Annotated in this window: 12 protein-coding genes and 1 pseudogene; 11 read left to right on the top strand and 2 right to left on the bottom strand. The window is 56.2% G+C overall.

Going from position 1 to position 20,275, the window contains the following annotated elements:
• Window positions 1–126 precede the first annotated feature (126 nt).
• The 7 genes and pseudogenes from Q0Z69_RS11505 to Q0Z69_RS11475 form a co-directional block, all read left to right on the top strand.
• A pseudogene (locus Q0Z69_RS11505) lies at window positions 127–687 on the top strand (DUF4417 domain-containing protein); the annotation flags it as partial.
• Between the two features lie 19 nt (window positions 688–706).
• Window positions 707–1,444 (top strand): hypothetical protein, encoded by a 738-nt coding sequence (locus Q0Z69_RS11500; RefSeq protein ID WP_298033567.1) that lies wholly within the window; start codon window positions 707–709, stop codon window positions 1,442–1,444.
• 492 nt (window positions 1,445–1,936) lie between these two features.
• Complete coding sequence (locus Q0Z69_RS11495; RefSeq protein WP_298033565.1) at window positions 1,937–2,557, top strand: recombinase family protein; 621 nt, start codon at window positions 1,937–1,939, stop codon at window positions 2,555–2,557.
• 87 nt (window positions 2,558–2,644) lie between these two features.
• A complete protein-coding gene (locus tag Q0Z69_RS11490; RefSeq protein ID WP_298033562.1) occupies window positions 2,645–3,223 on the top strand; it encodes a KilA-N domain-containing protein in 579 nt (192 codons plus the stop codon).
• A 15-nt stretch (window positions 3,224–3,238) separates the two neighbouring features.
• Window positions 3,239–4,600, top strand: coding sequence for a hypothetical protein (locus Q0Z69_RS11485; RefSeq protein ID WP_298033560.1), 1,362 nt, complete (start codon window positions 3,239–3,241; stop codon window positions 4,598–4,600).
• Between the two features lie 57 nt (window positions 4,601–4,657).
• Window positions 4,658–5,689: a hypothetical protein gene (locus tag Q0Z69_RS11480; RefSeq protein WP_298033557.1), complete on the top strand. Its 1,032-nt coding sequence runs from the start codon at window positions 4,658–4,660 to the stop codon at window positions 5,687–5,689.
• A gap of 1,204 nt (window positions 5,690–6,893) precedes the next feature.
• On the top strand, window positions 6,894–7,556 hold the full coding sequence (locus Q0Z69_RS11475) for a hypothetical protein (RefSeq protein ID WP_298033554.1): 663 nt from the start codon (window positions 6,894–6,896) through the stop codon (window positions 7,554–7,556).
• Between the two features lie 179 nt (window positions 7,557–7,735).
• On the opposite strand, the gene ftsH is transcribed toward Q0Z69_RS11475, so the two are convergent.
• Window positions 7,736–9,946: an ATP-dependent zinc metalloprotease FtsH gene (ftsH, locus tag Q0Z69_RS11470; protein WP_298033552.1), complete on the bottom strand. Its 2,211-nt coding sequence runs from the start codon at window positions 9,944–9,946 to the stop codon at window positions 7,736–7,738.
• Window positions 9,947–10,166: 220 nt separating this feature from the next.
• Between ftsH and rlmB the strand changes: the two genes are divergently transcribed.
• The 4 genes from rlmB to Q0Z69_RS11450 all read left to right on the top strand — a co-directional run bounded on the left by rlmB (window position 10,167) and on the right by Q0Z69_RS11450 (window position 16,446).
• Complete coding sequence (gene rlmB / locus Q0Z69_RS11465; RefSeq protein ID WP_298033551.1) at window positions 10,167–10,934, top strand: 23S rRNA (guanosine(2251)-2'-O)-methyltransferase RlmB; 768 nt, start codon at window positions 10,167–10,169, stop codon at window positions 10,932–10,934.
• Between the two features lie 37 nt (window positions 10,935–10,971).
• Window positions 10,972–13,095 (top strand): hypothetical protein, encoded by a 2,124-nt coding sequence (locus Q0Z69_RS11460; protein ID WP_298033549.1) that lies wholly within the window; start codon window positions 10,972–10,974, stop codon window positions 13,093–13,095.
• A gap of 355 nt (window positions 13,096–13,450) precedes the next feature.
• Window positions 13,451–15,523 carry an elongation factor G gene (locus Q0Z69_RS11455; RefSeq protein ID WP_298033547.1) on the top strand — a complete coding sequence of 691 codons (2,073 nt, stop codon included), beginning with the start codon at window positions 13,451–13,453 and terminating at the stop codon, window positions 15,521–15,523.
• Window positions 15,524–15,882: 359 nt separating this feature from the next.
• Window positions 15,883–16,446, top strand: a complete 564-nt coding sequence (locus Q0Z69_RS11450) for an NADH peroxidase (RefSeq protein WP_298033545.1) — start codon at window positions 15,883–15,885, stop codon at window positions 16,444–16,446.
• A gap of 274 nt (window positions 16,447–16,720) precedes the next feature.
• Here Q0Z69_RS11450 and nifJ read toward each other — a convergent pair whose 3' ends face one another.
• On the bottom strand, window positions 16,721–20,263 hold the full coding sequence (nifJ, locus tag Q0Z69_RS11445; protein WP_298033543.1) for a pyruvate:ferredoxin (flavodoxin) oxidoreductase: 3,543 nt from the start codon (window positions 20,261–20,263) through the stop codon (window positions 16,721–16,723).
• Between the last annotated feature and the right edge of the window lie 12 nt (window positions 20,264–20,275).

The following is a 20,275-nucleotide window of genomic DNA, read 5'->3' as shown; positions in this document are numbered from 1 at the left end:
CGATTGGCGATTTTCATCCGGCCAAAATTGGCGATTTTCGCCCGGCCCGGAATGGCGATTTTCGCCCGGCGCTAACACTACCGCACAAGCCAGACGTTACTTCGCAATCAGTTTCCCGGAAACGGCAAATGGGAGATACCCATCATACCAAAATTCGAGCCGCACACTGGAGATTTTGATGATCTTCTTCTGATTGGATTTGATAAAACCCACCTGGAAGATCAAAATCATCTCGACCGCATAGTTCATTTCTTTCTGTACGATTACCGCTTTGAGCGCGTCTGGAAACATCCTGATAATGACGTTGAGAAGTTATCCCGATACCGTGCGGTCCTCTCGCCGGATTTCAGTATGTATCTGGAAATGGCCCCGGTCATGCAGCTTTACAATGTGTTCCGCAACCGTTGGTGCGGTGCCTATTGGGCGTCAAAAGGCATTCGAGTGATTCCAACGGTAAACTGGGGAGATGAATCAACCTTTGATTTTTGCTTTGAAGGAATTGAAAAGGGCAGCGTGGTGGCCGTTTCTACCTATATGGCATCAGAGCATGGCAACAGATGCGATCAGAAGGAATGGTTCATGGCCGGGTACAACGAAATGCTGCGGCGGATTGAACCTAAGAAAATTATCTGCTATAACACACCATTCCCTGAAATGCAGGGGGGACATTGTATTTGTGGACTATGAACGCAGCTCCTGGAGATACATGAGCTACAAGCGCTCTTTCCGTCAGAATGATCTGGAAGCGTTCAAAATCGGTGGACAGCCAGGAACATTGTATGATACAATTGCTCCATTCCTGGATGTGCCAGCGGTAAAAGGCGGCGGCAGCGTCTACGGGGGTTCCTGGCAGCCCGCTAAACCAGGAGATGAACGTTTTCTGGGCGAACCTGGTCAGACAATTTCCTCTCATGCGCCAGGCAGGCACGGAGGATATGACCGTGATACAAAGATCGGTGATGATGGGAGAGCCGCTTCAGAACGCCATTATACAGACCATGGAAGGCCGGATCTTCACACGGATCCACACGACCACATAATTGATTGGTCAACTGGTCACCCTATTCCTGGCCCTCCCATCAACTATCCAAACGGAGCGCCGGAATTCAAATGGTTTGGGGGGATTCGGAAAATGTCTTATGATATCGGAACAAATAGCTTGGAAGATAATCGTTTCAAGAGTATCAGCGATTTTAAGTGGTGTGTGAACTGCGGCGGAGAAGTGGAATTTGAATGGAGGGGAAAATCCTTTGGGATTTGGCCCAAGCTGCGTAAGACGCCGGATGCTCCGCTCCAGATGCTGATTTCACAGATTTATATAGATGATCCCGCATCTACCGAAAAGTGGTGCGATACTGCCGACGAGCTGTTAGAGTACATGGTTGGCGATGACCGGCTCCGGGATGTCATCACACAGGTTATAGTCTGGGAGAGAACAATTTGATTAATTCTTGACGGCATCTATAGTGTTGACTGGTATCCCCTTACCGCTTCGCTGGGCTCGGGGGCGAAAGGGGACGGGGGACGCGGCCCGGTAAACAAGAAATCGATTTTAACCGCTTATCGTGCGTCGCCGCAAGCGTCATATCGCTTGCTCCGACTTTTTTGCAAAAGTCAGAGCGCGCTCGTTCTGCTGCTCCTCCTCTCCAGACCGAACCCGCCGCGCTGGGCTTCGGTCTGGTTCTGGCAAGTCCTTTGGCTGGAAAAGTATTTTCATTGCCTTGATACAAACCAAAGCAACCTGTTTTTGAGAAAATCAAAAGACAGGTTGCTTTCATTTTTGGCCGGATGAGGACTGTTTTTTTAGGCTATCAAGGTATTAGCTCCTCGATTTGGAAGTATTTGCCAAGTAAAACGTGCATATATTCGCCTTTAAGAATTTAACGCAGCAGAAACATCCATATATGTGACTTTAAAATAACGAAAGGAGATTGTCATGAGGCTACCTTACGGATTTTGTTACAATAGTGATGGTCATATTGCCATCGACAATGAGAAATCGGATATTGTGAGAATGATCTATCGGCAATACCTCTCCGGTATGAGTCTGGGCAGGATTGCCGATTTTCTTTATCAACAGGGTATCCCCTCTCCAACAGGCAAGACGAGCTGGACACAACCAGTAATCAGTGATCTACTTTCCAACAAAAAATATATCGGTTCCATTGTCAGTTTTGATGAGTACTTCATAGTGCAAGGTGAAAAAGGAAACCGAAGCAATATTGATGAGAATACAAAACATCGGAAGGCCACCCGGTACAGCTCTCAGAGCGTATTGAGCGGCCTTTTGATTTGTGCCGAGTGCGAGCATAACTACCGGCGTATCACACGGCCTTCCGGCGAGGTGGTCTGGCGCTGTGCCAATCGGGTAGAACATGGAAAGAAGTTCTGCAAGCATTCTCCGTCGATCCTGGAGGAAACAATTAAGGGCATAGTTTGTGAGAGATTAGGATTAGAAACTTTTGATGAGCAAGCCGTAAAGGAATCCGTTGGATATATCGCTGTGCAACAGAACGGAACCATGCACATAGAACTGCGACAGTATAGACTATCTTGAATTGTTGCCGAATTAAGTCTATCTTTGTAGTGGGCTATATGGTATAATATCCCTATACGCAGATTTGCTTAGAGAGGGGTATTTGCCATGACGGATCGAGAAGCACAGATTGAGGCACTATGGACTTACGAAATATCCACGGAGAAAATTCTCCGGCGCGCAGTAAAGAAAGGATTCATCTCGCAAACGGAGGCGGATGAGTCCTCAGAAAAACTGTTTGAGCAACTGGATACCAAAAAGATTCCTGGATTTCTCCCATCCCCTCTTGGAGACAAGATGCGAGCCGAGGATGTGCGAGTCAACCCCTATGACTCTATGACGGAAATCGCCAGAGGAAAGAACACTTCCAGTCCCAGCTACCTCATCCAAAGTTGGATGCGAAGCAATACCACCATCGAGTATCTACGGATGTGGGAGAAGATTTATAATCCTCAATTTCAAGAGAATGCCTGTGATGAGCTGATTCACATGGTGCACACCACCAGCACCACACTGATACCTTCACTGTGGATCAACACTACGCATGCGTTAGGAATGCGTACAAGCCGCGGTAAGGGCGGCGGGACAACGGCTCATCCAGAAATTGCAGAGATGTTCCGGGCTTGGCTATTTCCGGAGTTCATGTTGGAACTGGTGCAGTGGTATCGAACGTTTCAGCACAAGTAAAGGGCGGGTAGAAAAGTGAATGATTTTACTCAGGTAAGGGATATTATCATTGAGTTTCTTGCAAACGGTACGAAAGCCTACGAGTTGGAGGGTATCTGTAAAAAATACGGAATTGAATGCGACAAAACGCTAAATCCCGCGCACAGTAAGCGTGTGTATTTGAGAAGTGGTTTTGCAAAGAAGAGTTTTGAACAGATAAAGGATGTTGTACGGCAAATTGTTTCTGAAGGCTGTGACGCTTCTTTTGTTCACGAAGTTGAACCATTCTTGAATGACGATTTTTTTGCTGTCCCGATGACTATTCGCCGCACATTGCTAAACTGGTTGTGTTCCCAAGTAAATCTTGAAGGTACTGTAAATATTGTCCAATTATTGTCCCCTGTTTGGAATATTGATACACTTCAGATTATTGGCTGGGATAAAAACCAGCACAATGCTCGAGAATATATTATGCAGCATATGGTCAGGAATGAGGATATTTCTTACGAAGAACTTTTTCAAGATATTCTTGATTTTATGTATATTCCAGATAGGCAATTATTTAAATTTATAGAGACCATTGTAAATCCACCAGTGCGAAGTGCCGAAAGTCAAAGCCGTTATATCAAAGAGATTAACCATATTATCGGAGCATGTGGTTATCGCCTTTTTTCGCAGAAAAGCATTGCTGGCAATCCGATATATACAATAGAGAAAACAGTAAACGGTGTCGAGGGTAAGATATGCAATATCATTTTTGGAGCTATTGGCGGAAAGCCTGACATTGTTATTGAAGATGCTCTCACGAACAGACTTAATGTTATCCAAGATAAAGAGAATTGCCTGTTCTATACTGCGCCAATCACAAGTAACGGCCTCTCTTGGCACGAATTAGTTGTTTGGTGGAATAATGGCAATGAAGACTACGACCTTGCTATTCAACAAGCCTTAGTCAAAAGACTTAGCCAGTCGTTAGATTCCGATCCTGAAGTCCTATTCCTGCGAACATACTATAATTTTATTTATAAACAGAGTAATAACAATCTTCCTGCATTGATCCCGCAAGTATATTGCCATTACGATCCAAAGACCGCTAAGATGAGGGATGGACAAGTATATGTCCATCAGCGTATGGACTTTCTCATTCTTTTTCCTGGCAACATGAGAGTCGTTATAGAAATAGACGGGAAACAACATTATTCTAATGTTGACGGAAGTAGCTCTCCGAAAAGATACGCTGAGATGGTAGCGGATGATAGAGCTTTAATGCTTTATGGTTATGAAGTATATCGTTTTGGCGGATATGAATTTATTGATTCTGGCAAAGCAATAAATGTGATTGAAAACTTCATTAAAAATCTATATGAAAAACACGGGATGGAAACAAGTGCTGTTTAAGTTCTGTGCTACAGATAAAAGAAAGAATTAACGTAGGAAAAATGCAGGAGGTTTGCCATGACAGCAGTAAAAGGGAAACTCTTTGAGTACTTTGTTCAACGGCTTTTGATCGGCCATGGATTTCTGCCGGTGAAGGAGGAGCAGCCACTGGTTTACCGGGGTACTGCCGGGTTGATGGTGCAGGGGGCAGGACAGCCCCATAATGCGGATGTGCTCCTTCGGCCGCTGTTTCAGACACCTTTTTATTACCCTACCAGGCTACTAGTCGAATGTAAGTGCTATGACAGCCCTATCGGTCTGCCGATCGTCCGCAATGCCTTGGGTTTGCGGGAGGACATCAACCATTTTGAGATCGTCACTGATGAGATGCTAAAAAACCGTCAGCACCCCCGGCGTCAAGGGCCCAAATACGATACACGCAGGCGATACCTATATCAGGTGGCGGTGGCCTCGTTGGACGGTTTCAAGGATACAGCCGTAGCCTTTGCCCAGGCCCACCGGATCCCGCTGCTCTCTTTTGCACAGAGCGGTTTGTTTACAGCAATCCGAGCCGACATAGAGGCCGTTGAACAGCAGGCAAAGAACGATGCGGCGTTTACGGAGCGCGTGCTGTCTTGTCTCAGGAGATGGATCAGGGACAGTGACCGCGATGTAGATCCGAATTCGATACATGATGAAACATTGCAAAGTTTTTTGGAAGAACTTGAGAATCTTCGAAGGAAGACGAGCATCGGACTACTGGATGATGGAACGCTTCTATTTCTCGTTCGGCTGGAACCAAATGTTGCGTACCTATCTGGGCGAAGCTATGATGACGGATGCAGCATCCACTGGAGCAACGATGACCGGCGTTACTGGGTGCTCCGAGATCGAGAAAAGTGCTATGGCTTTGAACTTCCAGAAGAGATATACCGCCACTGGGAAACCAATACAAGTCGAAAATATCGGGATGCCTTACGTATAAAAGATGATTATTTCTCCAACATCACCCTGTTCCACGGACGAGACGCCGAAGGAGAACCTGTGCAATTTCTTGAACTCTCCGAGTCATTCATGGAGGAGGCAGGCCGAAACCTGCCAGATGTTTAAAACGATTCCCAGAAAAGAGCGGTAGTGCGGACGAAGGAACAAGAAAAACACAAAACAACTCGGTATGAATTCAAGGGTCTACTGAGTGACCTTGTATTCTAAATGTATCGATCCTATTTGAGCAGGTTTTTGAGATTAGCAGATCGCTCTGGAGCAGGAGAGCGGGGCATGGGAGCCGGGGTTCTCAAAAAAACGATTTTAACCGCTTGCTACATTAAAACCGCTGATTTCGGAAGAAATTGGCGGTTTTTTGAACTTTTCGAGCGGCATAAAAGTTACAGATCCCCAGTTTGGCGTCCATTTGGCGTCCGGCTGAAATATGGAGGCGAAAGGCCGTATTGTTGTGCGTTCCAAAGGAATGGCCTTCGCCCAGTTGCGCGTTGGCATGCTCTGTGAAGCAGCCCTGCACACGCCCTTTCCCTCTGAACCCTGACGGTAAAAAAGTATTTTTCTCTCCTTGGTACAGCTCAGAAATTCCCCTTACCGCTCCGTTTCCGCCTTGCGGCGAAAACTACGCAGGACAGGGAATTCCTTCGCTTTCGCCCCGCAAACGCTTCGCTGGTTTGCGGGGCGAGAGGGACGGGGACGCGGTTCGAAAGTGGGCGGGTAATCCAAGTCGCCGCAAGCGACATATCGCTTGCTCCGACTTTTTATAAAAGTCAGAGCGCACTCATTTTGCTGCTCCTCCTCTCCAAACCGAACCCGCTTACGCTGGGCTTCGGTTTGGTTCTGGTAAGTCCTTTGGCTGGAAAAGTATTTTCATTGCCTTGATACAGCTCAGGAATTCCCAACACCGCTCCGTTGGGAATTCCTTCGCTTTTTGCCCTGCAAACGCTCCGCTGGCTTGCAGGGCGAGGGGGGACGGGTTCGAAAGTGGGCGGTTGCTCCAAACCAAAGCAACCTGTTTTTTGAGAAAATCAAAAGATAGGTTGCTTTCATTGCACTAAGGAAACCACCGGCAGTGCCGGTGGTTCCAAAAAGCTTTAGTTATGCCTAGAATAAAATATCCAAGCGAAGCGAGGAACAACTATTAAAATCGTACGAAGCGAAAACTAACAAGTTCCGAAAATCTGAAAAAGAGATACCCTGCCGCTATTTCAATAGCAGTAGGGCACCTTATGCAAGCGAAAGAAAACTCGCTGAGCCTATAGGCCCAGCTGGTAAAAGGCCCTAAGGGGGCCTGTGCATACCACCGGAACGGCCGGTGGTTGAGACATCCCATGATATAATTGCCCCATTCATGGATGTGCCGGTCGTCAAAGGCGGCGGCAGTGCCTACGGAGGTCGGTGGAGGCCAAGCCCCAATAAACCACAAGATCAACGTTTTTTAGGAGAACCGGGTGAAATCAAAATCTCCTATACAACAAAAGGTGAACTGATAGAAACATATATTGGATCAGATGGAAAAGCAGATCATGAGATTCATCATACGAATCATGGACAACCCAAATTCCATGATGTTCCACATGGGCATAAGATTATCTGGGATGATCAAGGTCCCCACTTGAGCCACGAAGAAGATTCACTAAAACAATTTTTGAGGAGGAGAAAAATGGCTACTTTCGTACCATCCAATAGCGTAGAACAAAATCGCTTTCAATCCATCAGCGACTTTACGTGGCGCATGAAGCGAGGCGGCGAAGTTCAATTTGATTGGAAAGGTGTTTCCTATTGCTGTTTTGGCTGTGTACGTCCAGCGCCAGGCCAGGCTCCGCGCATGGTAATATGCCAAGCCGGTTCTGTGGAAGTAAACGCTCAAACTGAAAAGTGGTGTGATACTGCGGATGAACTCCTGGAATATATGGTCGGCAATGACCGCCTGCGGGATGTGATTACCCAGGTCGCCGTGACGGAGCGCACGATTTGAGCTTAAAGCGCTTAGCTGCAATAGTATGCAACAAAAACATCCAGAGAATAGAAAATCGATTTTGACTCCTTATTGCAACAAAAGAACGACAGGCACAGCCTGTCGTTCTTTTGTTGGCGTTCATTACATGCGGGCGTTGGGAAAGCATATCCCCAGCACCCGCATGGCTTGCCCCTGTATCAGTTTTGGGCCTCGCCGTCCGCTGAAGCGTTTTCCTCCGGAGTCTCCGGCGGCTGGGCCGGTCTCTCTTCGCTGGAGGCGTCCGCAGGAGCCTCCGGGGCCTCGATTTTCTGGGAGATCATGTGGACCTTTTTGGCCGCCGGCTCAATGACCTCGGGACTGGAGGGGCGGAAACCGCCCTCAAGCTTTTTGGTGGAGGCGTAAGGATTCTCTACCAGCTCCGGGTCCCGGCCCTCGATGATGGCTACCATCTCCGCGCCGGTAATGGTCTCCTTCTCCAGAAGATAGGCAACCACCTTGTCCATGTCGTCCCGGTTCTCTTTGATCGTCTCTACAGCCTGCTGGTAGCAGTTGTCCAGGATCTCCTTCACCGCCTTGTCCATCCGGGCGGCGGTGTCCTGAGCACAGTCCATGCCGTAGCCGCCGTCCAGATACTGATTCCGGCGGGAGGCCAGGGCCATCATGCCGAACTCATCGCTCATGCCGAACATGGCCACCATGTTGCGGGCCACGTTGGTGGCGTCCTGAATATCCTGGGACGCACCGTTGGTCATGGTGTGCATTACCACTTCTTCGGCGGCACGGCCGCCCATGGAGACGGCGATCTTGGCCATCAGCTCGTCCTTTGTCCGCAGCTCCGTTTTGTCCTCCTCGGGCATCAGCAGAGTGTAGCCCAGAGATCCCTGGGTGTGGGGAACGATGGTGATCTTCTGCACCGGCTCGGTGTTTTTCTGCTTATAGGCCACCATGGCATGGCCCACCTCGTGATAGGCCACCAGCTTTTTCTCGAATTCTGTCAGAACGCTGCCCTTTTTCTCCGTACCGGCGATGACCAGCTCGAAGGCGGCCAGCAGGTCCTCCTGGGTCACCAGACGGCGGCCCTTGCGGACAGCCCGCAGAGCGGCCTCGTTCACCAGGTTGGCCAGGTCCGCGCCTACGCAGCCAGCGGTGGCCAAGGCCACCTTTTTCAGGTCCACGTCCTCCGCCAGCTTGATGTTGCGGGTGTGGACCTGGAGAGTCGCGATGCGGCCCGCCAGATTGGGCCGGTCGATGGTGATGCGGCGGTCGAACCGGCCGGGCCGCAGCAGCGCCTGGTCCAGCACCTCAGGCCGGTTGGTGGCAGCCAGCAGGATGACGCCCTTGGTGGGGTCGAAGCCGTCCATCTCCGCCAGCAGCTGGTTCAGGGTCTGCTCCCGCTCGTCGTTGCCGCCCATGCGGTTGTCACGGGATTTGCCGATGGTGTCGATCTCGTCGATGAACACGATGCAGGGGGCCACTTTGCTGGCCTCCTTAAAGAGATCCCGGACACGGCTGGCACCCACGCCCACGAACATCTCCACGAAGTCGGAGCCGCTGATGGAGAAGAAGGGGACGTTGGCCTCGCCGGCCACGGCCTTGGCCAGCAGCGTCTTGCCGGTGCCCGGAGGGCCTACCAGCAGCGCGCCCTTGGGCAGCTTGGCGCCGATCTCCGTATATTTGCCGGGATTGTGGAGGAAGTCGATGATCTCCGTCAGGGATTCCTTGGCCTCATCCTGGCCTGCCACGTCGGCAAAGGTGACACCGGTCTGCTTTTCCATATACACCTTGGCGTTGGCCTTGCCCACGCCGCCGATGCCGCCGATACCGCCCATGCCGCCTTTTTTCGCCATGTAGCTCATGAACAGGGAGAACACCAGAATGATGATGACGAAGGGCAGCAGCTGGATCAAGATGAGCATCAGGGTGCTCATGGGCGGCTCATAATCCTGCTTGACCCGTATGGAGGGGTCCGCCTCCCGGAGGTAGGCCCGGGTGGCGTCATTGGATTCGATCTTGACGGTGAACAGGTCCAGCGTCACGTCCGGCAGCTGGCTGACGCCGTTCCCAGCGATGACGGAGTAGACAGCGTTTCCCTTTTCGTCGGTGCGCTTGAGATAGGTGACGCCGTTCTCGGCGGTGTGGGAATACCCGTCCTTGGGCGTGATGTGCAGGATCGCCTCGCTGTTGTCGAAGGCCACCTCCGCGATCTGGCCGCTCTGGGCCATGGCCTCGAAATCGCTGTATTCCAGCTCGATGGAGGAACTGGAGCGGGCGGCGCTGCTCATGTAGCTGCTGGCGTAGCTGAATATGGCCGTCAGCAGCAACGCCCAACAAACCAGCTGGACCACGCCCCGCCAGCTGCCGCCGTTTTTGCCTCGGTTGGGCTTTTTGTTTTTATTGTTTTGATCCATATATGGAAACTCCTTTCCAGTCCCGCGGCCAGCCAAAAGGCGCGGCCCGCGGAGAAAAAACCGGCTGAAATCAAATCGCAGTATACCACAAAAGCGCTGGGGCCACAAGGACAAGGGGGGATTTTTTCATGAAGTTTCTGTAAATTCACACTTTATTGTCTCCCGCTTGTATGCTATACTATTTCACAAGTGCAACAAATCATATTTTGAGGGAGAAACTATGGATGAGCAGAGGAAAAACAGCCTGACCGCTGAGGCCGACGGCGTGATCGAGGGCCGCAATGCCGTGATCGAGGCCCTGCGGGCGGGGGAGAGCATCGACAAGATCTACCTGCAGAAGGGCGAGACCGACAAGACCCTGGGGCATATCGCCTGCAAGGCGAGAGCCGCCGGCGTTGTGGTGGTGGAGGCGGACCGCCGGAAGCTGGACGCCATGAGCCGCACTCACGCCCACCAGGGCGTCATTGCTCTGGCGGCGGTGCGGGAATACGTCAGCGTGGAGAGCATCCTCCAGGCGGCGGCGGACAGGGGGGAGGCCCCCTTGCTGGTGGTGTGCGACGAGATCTCCGACCCCCACAACCTGGGGGCCATCATCCGCACCGCCGAGTGCGCCGGCGCCCATGGCGTGGTGATCCCCAAGCGCCGCAGTGCGGGCCTGACTGCCGTGGTGGCCAAGACCTCCGCTGGGGCAGTGGCCCATGTGCCGGTGGCCCGAGTCCCCAATATCCCGGCGCTGCTGAAGGATCTGAAAAAACAGGGGGTGTGGGTGTTCGGCACCGCCGCCGACGGCGCTACGACCCTGTATGACGCCGACCTGAAGGGGCCGGCGGCTATCGTCATCGGCAGCGAGGGGGAGGGCATGACCCGCTTGGCGGCCGAGAACTGCGACTTTCTGGTCAGCATCCCCATGCGGGGCAAGCTGAATTCCCTGAACGCCAGCGCCGCCGCGGCCATCATGCTGTATGAGGCGGTGCGGCAGCGGGGCTGAACCGCCGTCTGCGGAAAATTTTTCAAAGAGGAACGATATGGCGCCAAAGGACGAAGAAAAACTGTATGACGAGACCGGCGTGCCTGCCGAGGGGGACTTCTCCCTGGAGGAGATCCTGGCGGAGTACGGCGGCAGCCTGGAGCAGCACATGCTGCGCGACGTGGAGCGGGAGCTGGCGGAGGAGGCGGAGCCTGCCTCTCAGCCGGAGAGTCCGGCTCCCGAACCCCAGGAAAAGCCTGCGCCGCCGGCAGAGGAACCGCCGGACCCCGCCCTGGAGGCGGAGCGCCTGAGGCAGGAGGCCCGGGATAAGCTGCTAGCCCAGGCAGTGGATCTGGAAAAGCTGGAGAAGGAGCTGCCCCGGGCGCCCCGGCCCATCTCGCTGGAAGAGGTGGTGGGCAGCACCGTGGACGCGGTGATGGAGGAGCAGGAGCCTCTGCTGCGGCCCAGGCGAAGCCTGTTTTCCCGGCGGAAACTGGAGGAGACGGAGGAGCTGTTCGCCGCCCCGGCCCCGGAGCCTGAGCCGGAGATCGAGCCTATTGGACCGGAGCGGGACCTGCGGGACGCGGCGGACGACTGGAGGGACGCCTACCGGCGTCAGCGGGGCGCAGTGGTCCCAGCCCTGCTGATCGCCCTGATCCCCACCGTCCTGCTGGCAGCGGAGAGATATGACGTGACGGTGCCCTACTGGAGCGGAGAGCCGGGGGTCCAGAGCATCTTTTTGCTGGCCTGCCTGGCGGCGGTGGCTCTGCTGTGCCGGAGCGTGTTCGCCAAAGCGGCTGCCATGGTCCACCGGCGGCGGTGTACCGGTGAGCTGCTGGCCGCGCTGTCCGCCCTGGCGGCCGCCGCCGACTGCGCGGCCCGGCTGCTGCTGGAGGACAGGACCCCCGCGGAGCCTTACGGAGCCGTGGCCTGTCTGGCCCTGGCGGCGGCCCAGTGGGGCGTCAGCCGGGAGAGCCGCGGCATGTACGATATGTTCCGCGCCGCCGCCATGGATGACGATCCGCCCTATCTGGTGACGGACACGGAAAAGGGCGCCTGCAAGCAGCGGGGCGCCGTCCCCGGCTTTTACACCGCCGCCATGGGAGATGATCTGTCCGTTCCGCTGCAGACGGCGCTGCTGCCGCTGGTGCTGGTGGGTTCCCTGGTGTTCGCGGGGCTGAGCTCCCTGGGCCAGGGCCGGGGGAGCGACTTTTTGCTGAACTGGTCCGCCATCCTGGCGGCGGGGGCAAACCTGTCCCTGCCCCTTTGCTGGAGCCTTCCCTGGTCCCGGCTGGCCCGGCACCTGCAGCAGACCGGCTGCGCCGTGGCGGGCTGGTCAGGGGCGGAGAAGATCAGCCGCCGGCGGGCCATGATCGTCACCGACGGAGACCTGTTCCCGCCGGGGACCATCCAGCTCAACGGTGTGAAGGTGTTTGGCGAGGAGCTGAGCCGTGCGGTGTCCTACGCTGCTACCATGGCCCGGGCCGCCGGCTGCGGTCTGGAGCGGCTGTTCGACGGCTTGCTGCGGGCGGAGCTGGGACGCTATGAGACCGCCGACGAATTCAGCTTTTACGAGGAGGGCGGTTATTCTGCCGCCATCCACGGGGAGTCCGTGCTGCTGGGGACTGCCCCTTTCATGCGGAAAATGGGCGTGCGGCTGCCGGGGGATATCAACCTGAAAACCGGCATTTTCCTGGCGGTGGACCGGCAGCTGACCGCAGTGTTCGCGGTGAAGTACCAGCCGTCGGAAAACGTGGACTTTGCCCTGCGGATGATGCGGCGCAGCCACATCACCCCCATCTTGGCCTCCCGGGACCCCAACATCACTCCGGCCCTGCTGAAGCGGAAATTCAGCAAGCAGGGGAAGGTGGAGTTCCCGGACCTGACCGCCCGGGTCGCCCTCAGCGAGGCGGAGCACGACCGGGACCTGCCCCGGGCGCTGCTGTTTCGGGAGGGCCTGCTGCCCTACGCCGAGACGGTGGCCGGCAGCCGCCGCCTGTGCAAGGCGGTCCGCCGGGGGACCATCCTGTCCATCCTGGGCAGTATGGCGGGGGCCCTGCTGTCCTTTTACCTGGTATTCCAGGGGGCCTACGACCTGCTGTCGCCCCTGGCGCTGGAGGTGTTTTTGCTGCTGTGGACCCTGCCGGTGCTGCTGATGGCGGACTGGACGGGGCGCTATTGAGCCTGCTGCCCGGTGGCCGGCGGGCCTGGGACACCGCTGCTGTTCGAATGCTGCTGCGGCTTTTGATGCTGCTTGCGGGCGCGTTCCTGCTGATCTGAAATTGAGATCTGGATCAGGTTTCTGAGCACAGATCAGCGGCATATTTCCCGCTTTTTTTGCGTCTGTCACAAAATTTAGTGGTGTTTTTTCTCTCAACTGCCCAAAATGTGGAACCTGCCAAAATTTTTGTTGTATTGCCGGGGCAAACGTTGTATAATTTCTACATTAGGGATTTTGACTGATGTCGAAGAGTCCGATTCGCGTTCGCTTTCGCGGCGGCCGCGTTGACAGCACAACATAAGGAGTGGAATGAATCATGAGCTATTCAGTACAGAACATCCGCAACGTCTGCCTGCTGGGTCACAGCGGCAGCGGCAAGACCGCCCTGGCGGAGAGCCTGCTTTACATGACCGGCGCCATCGACCGGATGGGCCGCGCGGCGGACGGCAACACCGTCTGCGACTACGATCCCGAAGAGGCCAAGAGGCAGATCTCTCTGTCCACCGCTGTGGCGCCTTTGGAATTCACGGGCTGCCGCATCAACGTGCTGGACACCCCGGGCGCTTTCGATTTCTCCGGCGAGGTCATGGAGGCCCTGCGTGCAGCCGACGCCGCCATCATCGTCTGCTCCGCCAAGGACGGCGTTTCCGTGGGCTTGGAGAAAGCCTGGAAATACTGTGAGGAGCGGAATATGCCCCGCTTCATCTATATATCCAAGACCGACGAGGAAAACTCCGACTATAATGAGACCTTTGAGGCCCTGCGTGCCAAATATGGCAACAAGATCGCGCCTCTGGTGGTCCCCATCTGGAATGGGGATAAGAAGGTCACTGGCATCATCGACGTGCTGAATAAGCGCGCCTATGAGATGCAGAACCTGAAGCGGGTCGAGATCGACCTCCCCGCCGACAAGGAGGCCGTAATCACCGAGTTCAACGATGCCCTGAAGGAATCCGTGGCCGAGACCAGCGAGGAGTTCATGGAGAAGTTCTTCGGCGGCGAGGACTTCACCTATGCCGAGATGATCCAGGGCCTGCGCCAGGGTGTGCGGGAACTGAGTCTGTTCCCCGTGCTGTGCGGTTCCGCCGTCAACTGCATGGGCAGTCTGATGCTGATGGACTATATTGTGGATCTGCTGCCCAATCCCATGGAGGGCAACTATCACAAGGCGACCCGGGCCGACGGCGAGACCGAGGAGTTCGTGGTCTCCCCCGGCGGCGTCCCCACTGCCTTCGTGTTCAAGACCGTCTCCGATCAGTACGGTAAGTACTCCTTCGTGAAGGTCCTCTCCGGCAGCATCACTCCCGATATGCCCATGGTCAACGCCCGCACCGGCTCCTCTGAGAAGCTGGGCCGCCTGTATACCATGCGGGGCAAAAAGACCACTGAGGTCAAGGAACTGGGCTGCGGCGATATCGGCGTGGTGGCCAAGATGGACAAGGTCAAGACCGGCGATACCCTGTGCGATCAGCGCAAAGTGGTCGCTCTGAAGCAGATCCCCTTCGCCGAGCCGTGCTATTCCGTGGCCATTGTGCCTAAGACCCGGGGCCAGGAGGACAAGATCGCCCAGGGCCTGAACCGCCTCAACGAGGAGGACCCCTCCTTCTCCGTGGTCAACAACGCCGAGACCCATCAGATGGTGCTCTCCGGCGCCGGCGACATGCAGATCGACGTGCTGGTCAGCAAGCTGAAGAGCCGCTTTAATGTGGAGGCCGAGCTGAAGCCCACCCGCGTGGCCTACCGGGAGAAGATCCGTAAGACCGTCCAGAAGCAGGGCCGCCACAAGAAGCAGACCGGCGGCAGCGGCCAGTTCGGCGATGTGTGGATCCGCTTCGAGCCGCAGATGGACCAGGAGGAAATGGTCTTTGCTGAGGAAGTGTTCGGCGGTTCCGTGCCCAAGAACTTCTTCCCCGCGGTGGAAAAGGGCCTGCGGGAGGCCTGCGTCCACGGTCCTTTGGCGGGCTATCCGGTGGTGAATCTGAAGGCCGTGCTGTACGACGGCTCCTATCACCCCGTTGACTCCTCTGAAATCGCCTTCAAGACCGCCGCGCAGCTGGCCTATAAGGCCGCTCTGCCCGAGGCCAATCCCGTTCTGCTGGAGCCTGTGGGTGAGCTGAAGGTCACCGTGCCTGACAACTATATGGGCGACGTCATCGGCGATCTGAACAAGCGCCGGGGCCGCGTGATGGGTATGGACCCCACCGGCGACGGCAGCCAGGTCATCTCCGCCGAGGTCCCCATGGCCGAGATGGGCAGCTACGCCATCGACCTGCGGTCCATGACCCAGAGCCGGGGCAGCTTTACCTTCCACTTCGTCCGCTACGAGGACTGCCCGCCTGCCGCCCAGGAGAAGGCGATCGCCGAAGCCAAGGCGCTGGCCGAGGCTTAAGGAATATTCGCCGGAAGTGCGGCGTGCAAAGTGTTTTGCGCAGGCAAAACCCTGAAATCGGCCGAATCCATTTCGGATGATTTCAGTGAAATGCGAGGGGCCCCGCACGATGCAAAGTATCGGGTGGGCAGGAGTGACACCAGTTTAAAAGCAGCCCGGGAGCCTCCCGGGCCGCTTTTTGCGGCGGCGGACCGTCAATTTGCTTGCAAATCATGAACAATTTATAAAATCGTGACAAAATTCATGAAAAGTTGCAAAAGCAACTAGCAGAAGCGGGCATATCTTGATATACTTAATACGTCCAAAGGGACGAGGAAAATGAGATCGTCTGATTTTACATTTATAGGAGGTTCAATAACATGAAAAAGTGGGTTTGCCAGGTTTGTGGTTATGTATTTGAGGGTGAGAATCCCCCCGAGAAGTGCCCCCAGTGCGGTGTTCCCGCCTCTAAGTTCACCGAGCAGAAGGGCGAGATGAGCTGGGCTGCCGAGCATGTTCTGGGCGTGGGCAAGTCTTTTGGCGCCGACGTTCCCGAGGAGGTCCAGAAGGAGATCATCGACGGTCTGAACGCCAACTTCATGGGCGAGTGCACCGAGGTCGGCATGTATCTGGCCATGGCTCGTGTGGCCCATCGCGAGGGCTATCCCGAGATCGGTGAGTATTGGCGCCGGGCCGCTCTGGAAGAGGCTGAGCACGCTGCCAAGTTTGCTGAGCTGCTGGGCGACGTTCTGACCGACAGCACCAAGAAGAACCTGGAGATGCGGGTCGAGGCCGAGAACGGCGCCACCGCCGGCAAGTTCGAGCTGGCCAAGCTGGCCAAGAAGTACAACCTGGACGCGATCCATGACACCGTCCACGAGATGGCCCGCGACGAGGCCCGGCACGGCAAGGCGTTCGCTGGTCTGCTGAAGCGTTACTTCTGATCGGCAGATACGTACATTTGAAACGCATGAGTGGGAACGGGGAGACCTGTTCCCGCTCTTTTTTTGCGGGGAAACAGTTGGAAAACCGAAGAGAAGGCCCTGCGGCCAGCGGTTTTCAGCTGACTGATCGAAATTTCGGCTGATAACCCCATTCCCGCCTTCTGTAAACGATAAAAGGAGAGGTTGGGAAAAAAGCCGGGGGCGCATGGAGCATATCCATGCGCCTCCCGGCTCTTTATAGGAGAGAATGTGGCAAGCTCAATTTTAAAGAGGCTTAGGCGTCTTCGGCCATTTTTTGATACTTGGCATAACGGGCCTTGACATCACTGATCTCTTTGGCGTACAGGGCCTCGGCCTTTTCGGGGAAGCTGTTCTTCAAAGAGGCGAAGCGGTTCTCGCCCATGAGGAAGTCCATGAGCTTTTCCGTCTTGGGTGCGGGAGAATCCAGCTGGAAGGGATTCTTGCCCTCGGCGGTGCGGCGGGGATCGTAGCGGTACAGGTGCCAGTAGCCGCACTCCACCGCTTTCTTCATCTCATCCTGACTGCACCCCATGCCGGCCTTGATGTGCTGCTCCAGGCAAGGGCAGTAGGCAATGACGATGGCCGGGCCGGGATATTCCTCCGCCTCCCGTAAGGCCCGCAGGGTCTGAGCCTGGTCGGCGCCCATGGCCACCTGAGCCACATACACGTAGCCGTAGCTCATCAGGATGGCACCCAGGTCCTTCTTGGCCACCTGCTTGCCGCCGGCGGCGAACTTCGCCACAGCGGAGGTGGGGGTTGACTTGGAGGACTGTCCGCCGGTATTGGAGTAGACCTCTGTATCCAGCACCAGCAGGTTCACGTCCCGGTTCTGAGCGCAGACATGGTCGATGCCGCCGAATCCGATGTCGTAGGCCCAACCGTCGCCGCCGATGGCCCAGATGGACTTCTTGGACAAGTACTCTTTGTTTTCCAGGATGTACGTCACATCCTCGGTCTGCTCAGCAGCTTCCAGGGCCGCGATCAGAGCGTCGGACACAGCCCGGGACTTCTCGCTGTCGTTCCAGCTGTTCTGGTAATCGCTGATGGCTTCCACGGCGACGCCGGCGTTCTTCATGCGCTCCAGACGGATCAGCAGCTCCTTGCGGATGGCGTCCTGGGCGTGGAAGAAGCCGTAGGCGAATTCCGCGTTATCCTCGAACAGGGAGTGCTCCCAGGCGGGGCCCCGGCCCTGGCTGTCCTTGCAGTAGGGCAGGATGGGCGCGCCACCGCTGATGGCGGAGGAGCAGCCCGCCGCGTTGCCCGCATACATCCGGTCGCCCACCATCTGGCTCAGCAGCTTGATGTAGGTGGTCTCCGCGCAGCCCGCGCAGGCGGCGGAGAACTGGAAGTAGGGCTTGGCGAACTGCATGTTCTTCACGCTCTTGCTGTTGATGACATCCTTCTTCAGGAATCTGTCGTCCATAGCCACCTTATCGAAGTTCTCCTGCTCCGGCTTCATCTCTTCGAAGGGCGTCATCACCAGAGCGTCCGCGGTCTTATCGCTCTGGTTGGCGGGGCAGGCCGTCAGGCACACGCCGCAGCCCAGGCAGTCATAGGGGGAGATCTGCATCCGGAAGGAGTAGGCGGGGGCGTCCTTGCCAAGGCCCTTGGCAGGCACGGTCACAAAGGAAGCAGGTACCTGGGCCTTCTCCTCCTCGCTCAGCAGCACGGGACGGATGGCCGCGTGGGGGCAGGACATGGCGCAGCGGTTGCACTGGATGCAGCTCTCAGCGTTCCACTTAGGCACCATGGTGGCCACGCCCCGCTTGGAATAGGCGGATGTGCCGTTCTCCCAGGTGCCGTCCAGCACGCCGTACTTCTGGAACACGGAGACAGGCAGCTTGTTGCCCTGCTGGTGATCCATGGGAATGACGATGTCTTTGACAAAGGGCGTGGCCTGGATCTCGGCGGCGGGGGAGTCCTCGGCGTTTGCCCAGCTTGCGGGGATGTCCACCTTCACGGCGGCGTTCATGCCCACGTCTACAGCCTGGTTGTTCAGGTCCACGATCTTCTGACCGGCCTTCTTGAAGTAGCTGTTATAGTTGTTTCGCTTCATATCCTCCACAGCCACGTCCAGGGGAATGACCTTTGTCAGAGCAAAGAAGGCGGCCTGCAGGATGCTGTTGGTACGCTTGCCCAGGCCGATCTCACTGGCCAGCTTCACGGCGTCGATGATGTAGAACTGGGCGTGCTTGTTCGCCAGATCCCGCTTCATCTTGGCGGGGAGGCGGGTCTCCAGCTCCTCCACAGGCCAGGGGCAGTTCAGCAGGTAGATGCCGCCCTCTTTCAGGTCTTCGGTAGTGTCGTATTTATTGACGTAGGTGGGAGCGTGGCAGGCCACGAAATCGGCGGAGGACACCAGATAGGTGGACCGGATGGGCTGGTCGCCGAAGCGCAGATGGCTTTGGGTCAGGCCGCCGGACTTCATGGTGTCATAGGAGAAATATGCCTGGGCATACTTGTCCGCCGTCAGGCCGATGGTGCTGATGGCGTTCTTGTTGGCGCCCACGGTGCCGTCGCCGCCCAGGCCCCACAGTTTGCAGGATACCTGGCCGGGATGGGGCAGCTCGATCTCCTGGTAATCCAGGGAGGTGTGGGTCACGTCGTCGATGATGCCAATGGTGAAGTTGTTTTTGGGCTGAGCCTGCTTCAGATTGTCATATACGGCAATGAACTGGCCGGGGGTCGTGTCTTTGCTGGACAGGCCGTACCGGCCGCCCACCACCTGGATATCGCTCCGGCCCGCCTGGTTCAGGGCGGTGACCACGTCCAGATACACCGGCTCGCCCACAGAGCCGGTCTCCTTGGAGCGGTCCAGCACAGCGATCTTCTTGCAGGTAGCGGGGATGGCGGCGGCAAAATGCTCCACGGAGAAGGGGCGGTACAGGTGGATCTGCACCAGGCCCACCTTGCGGCCCTGGGCGTTCAGATAGTCCACAGTCTCCTTCACCGCCTCGGAGGCGGAGCACATCACCACGATGACTTCTTCAGCGTCCGGCGCACCGTAGTAGTTGAAGAGCTTGTAATCACGGCCCGTCAGCTTGTTGATCTCGTCCATATAGTGCTGGACGGTATTCGGCACAGAGGCGGCCTTGATATTGGCGCCTTCCTTGCACTGGAAGTAGATATCTGGATTGACGTTATTGCCCCGGTTGGTGGGGTGCTCAGGATTCAAAGAGCGGCGGCGGAAATCCTTCAGGGCCTCCTGATCCACCAGACCCCGCAGGTCCTCGTAGTCCAGTGCCTCGATGCGCTGCATCTCATGGGAGGTGCGGAAACCGTCGAAGCAGTGCATGAAGGCGTACTGGGCACTGATGGCGGACAGATGGGCGACGGCCGCCAGATCCATGGCCTCCTGGGGAGAGGAGGACATCAGCATGGCGTAGCCGGTGGTGCGGCAGGTCATGAAGTCCGTGTGGTCGCCGAAGATGGAGTGGTGGTTGGAAGTGACCACGCGGGAGGCGATGTGCATGACGCTGGGCAGGAACTGGCCGCCCATGGCGTACATGGCAGGTATCATCAGCATCAGACCTTGAGAGGATGTGAAGGTGGTGGTCAGAGCGCCGGCCTGCAGGGAACCGTGGCAGGTGCCTGCCGCACCAGCCTCAGACTGCATCTGGATCACATCCACCGTGGAGCCAAACAGGTTCTTGCGGCCCTTGGCGGACCACTCGTCTACCTTCTCCGCCATGGGAGAGGAGGGCGTGATGGGGTAGATGGCCGCAACCTCGGTAAAGGCATAGGCCGCATGGGCCGCGGCGGTGTTGCCGTCCATCACAACGTATTTTTTATTCATAGCAGTTCTCCT

The sequence above is a fragment of the uncultured Dysosmobacter sp. genome, assembly GCF_947631165.1.
Taxonomy (GTDB): domain Bacteria; phylum Bacillota; class Clostridia; order Oscillospirales; family Oscillospiraceae; genus Oscillibacter.
Note: the sequence above shows the minus strand (reverse complement) of the source record. Positions and strands in the feature narration are given on the sequence as shown.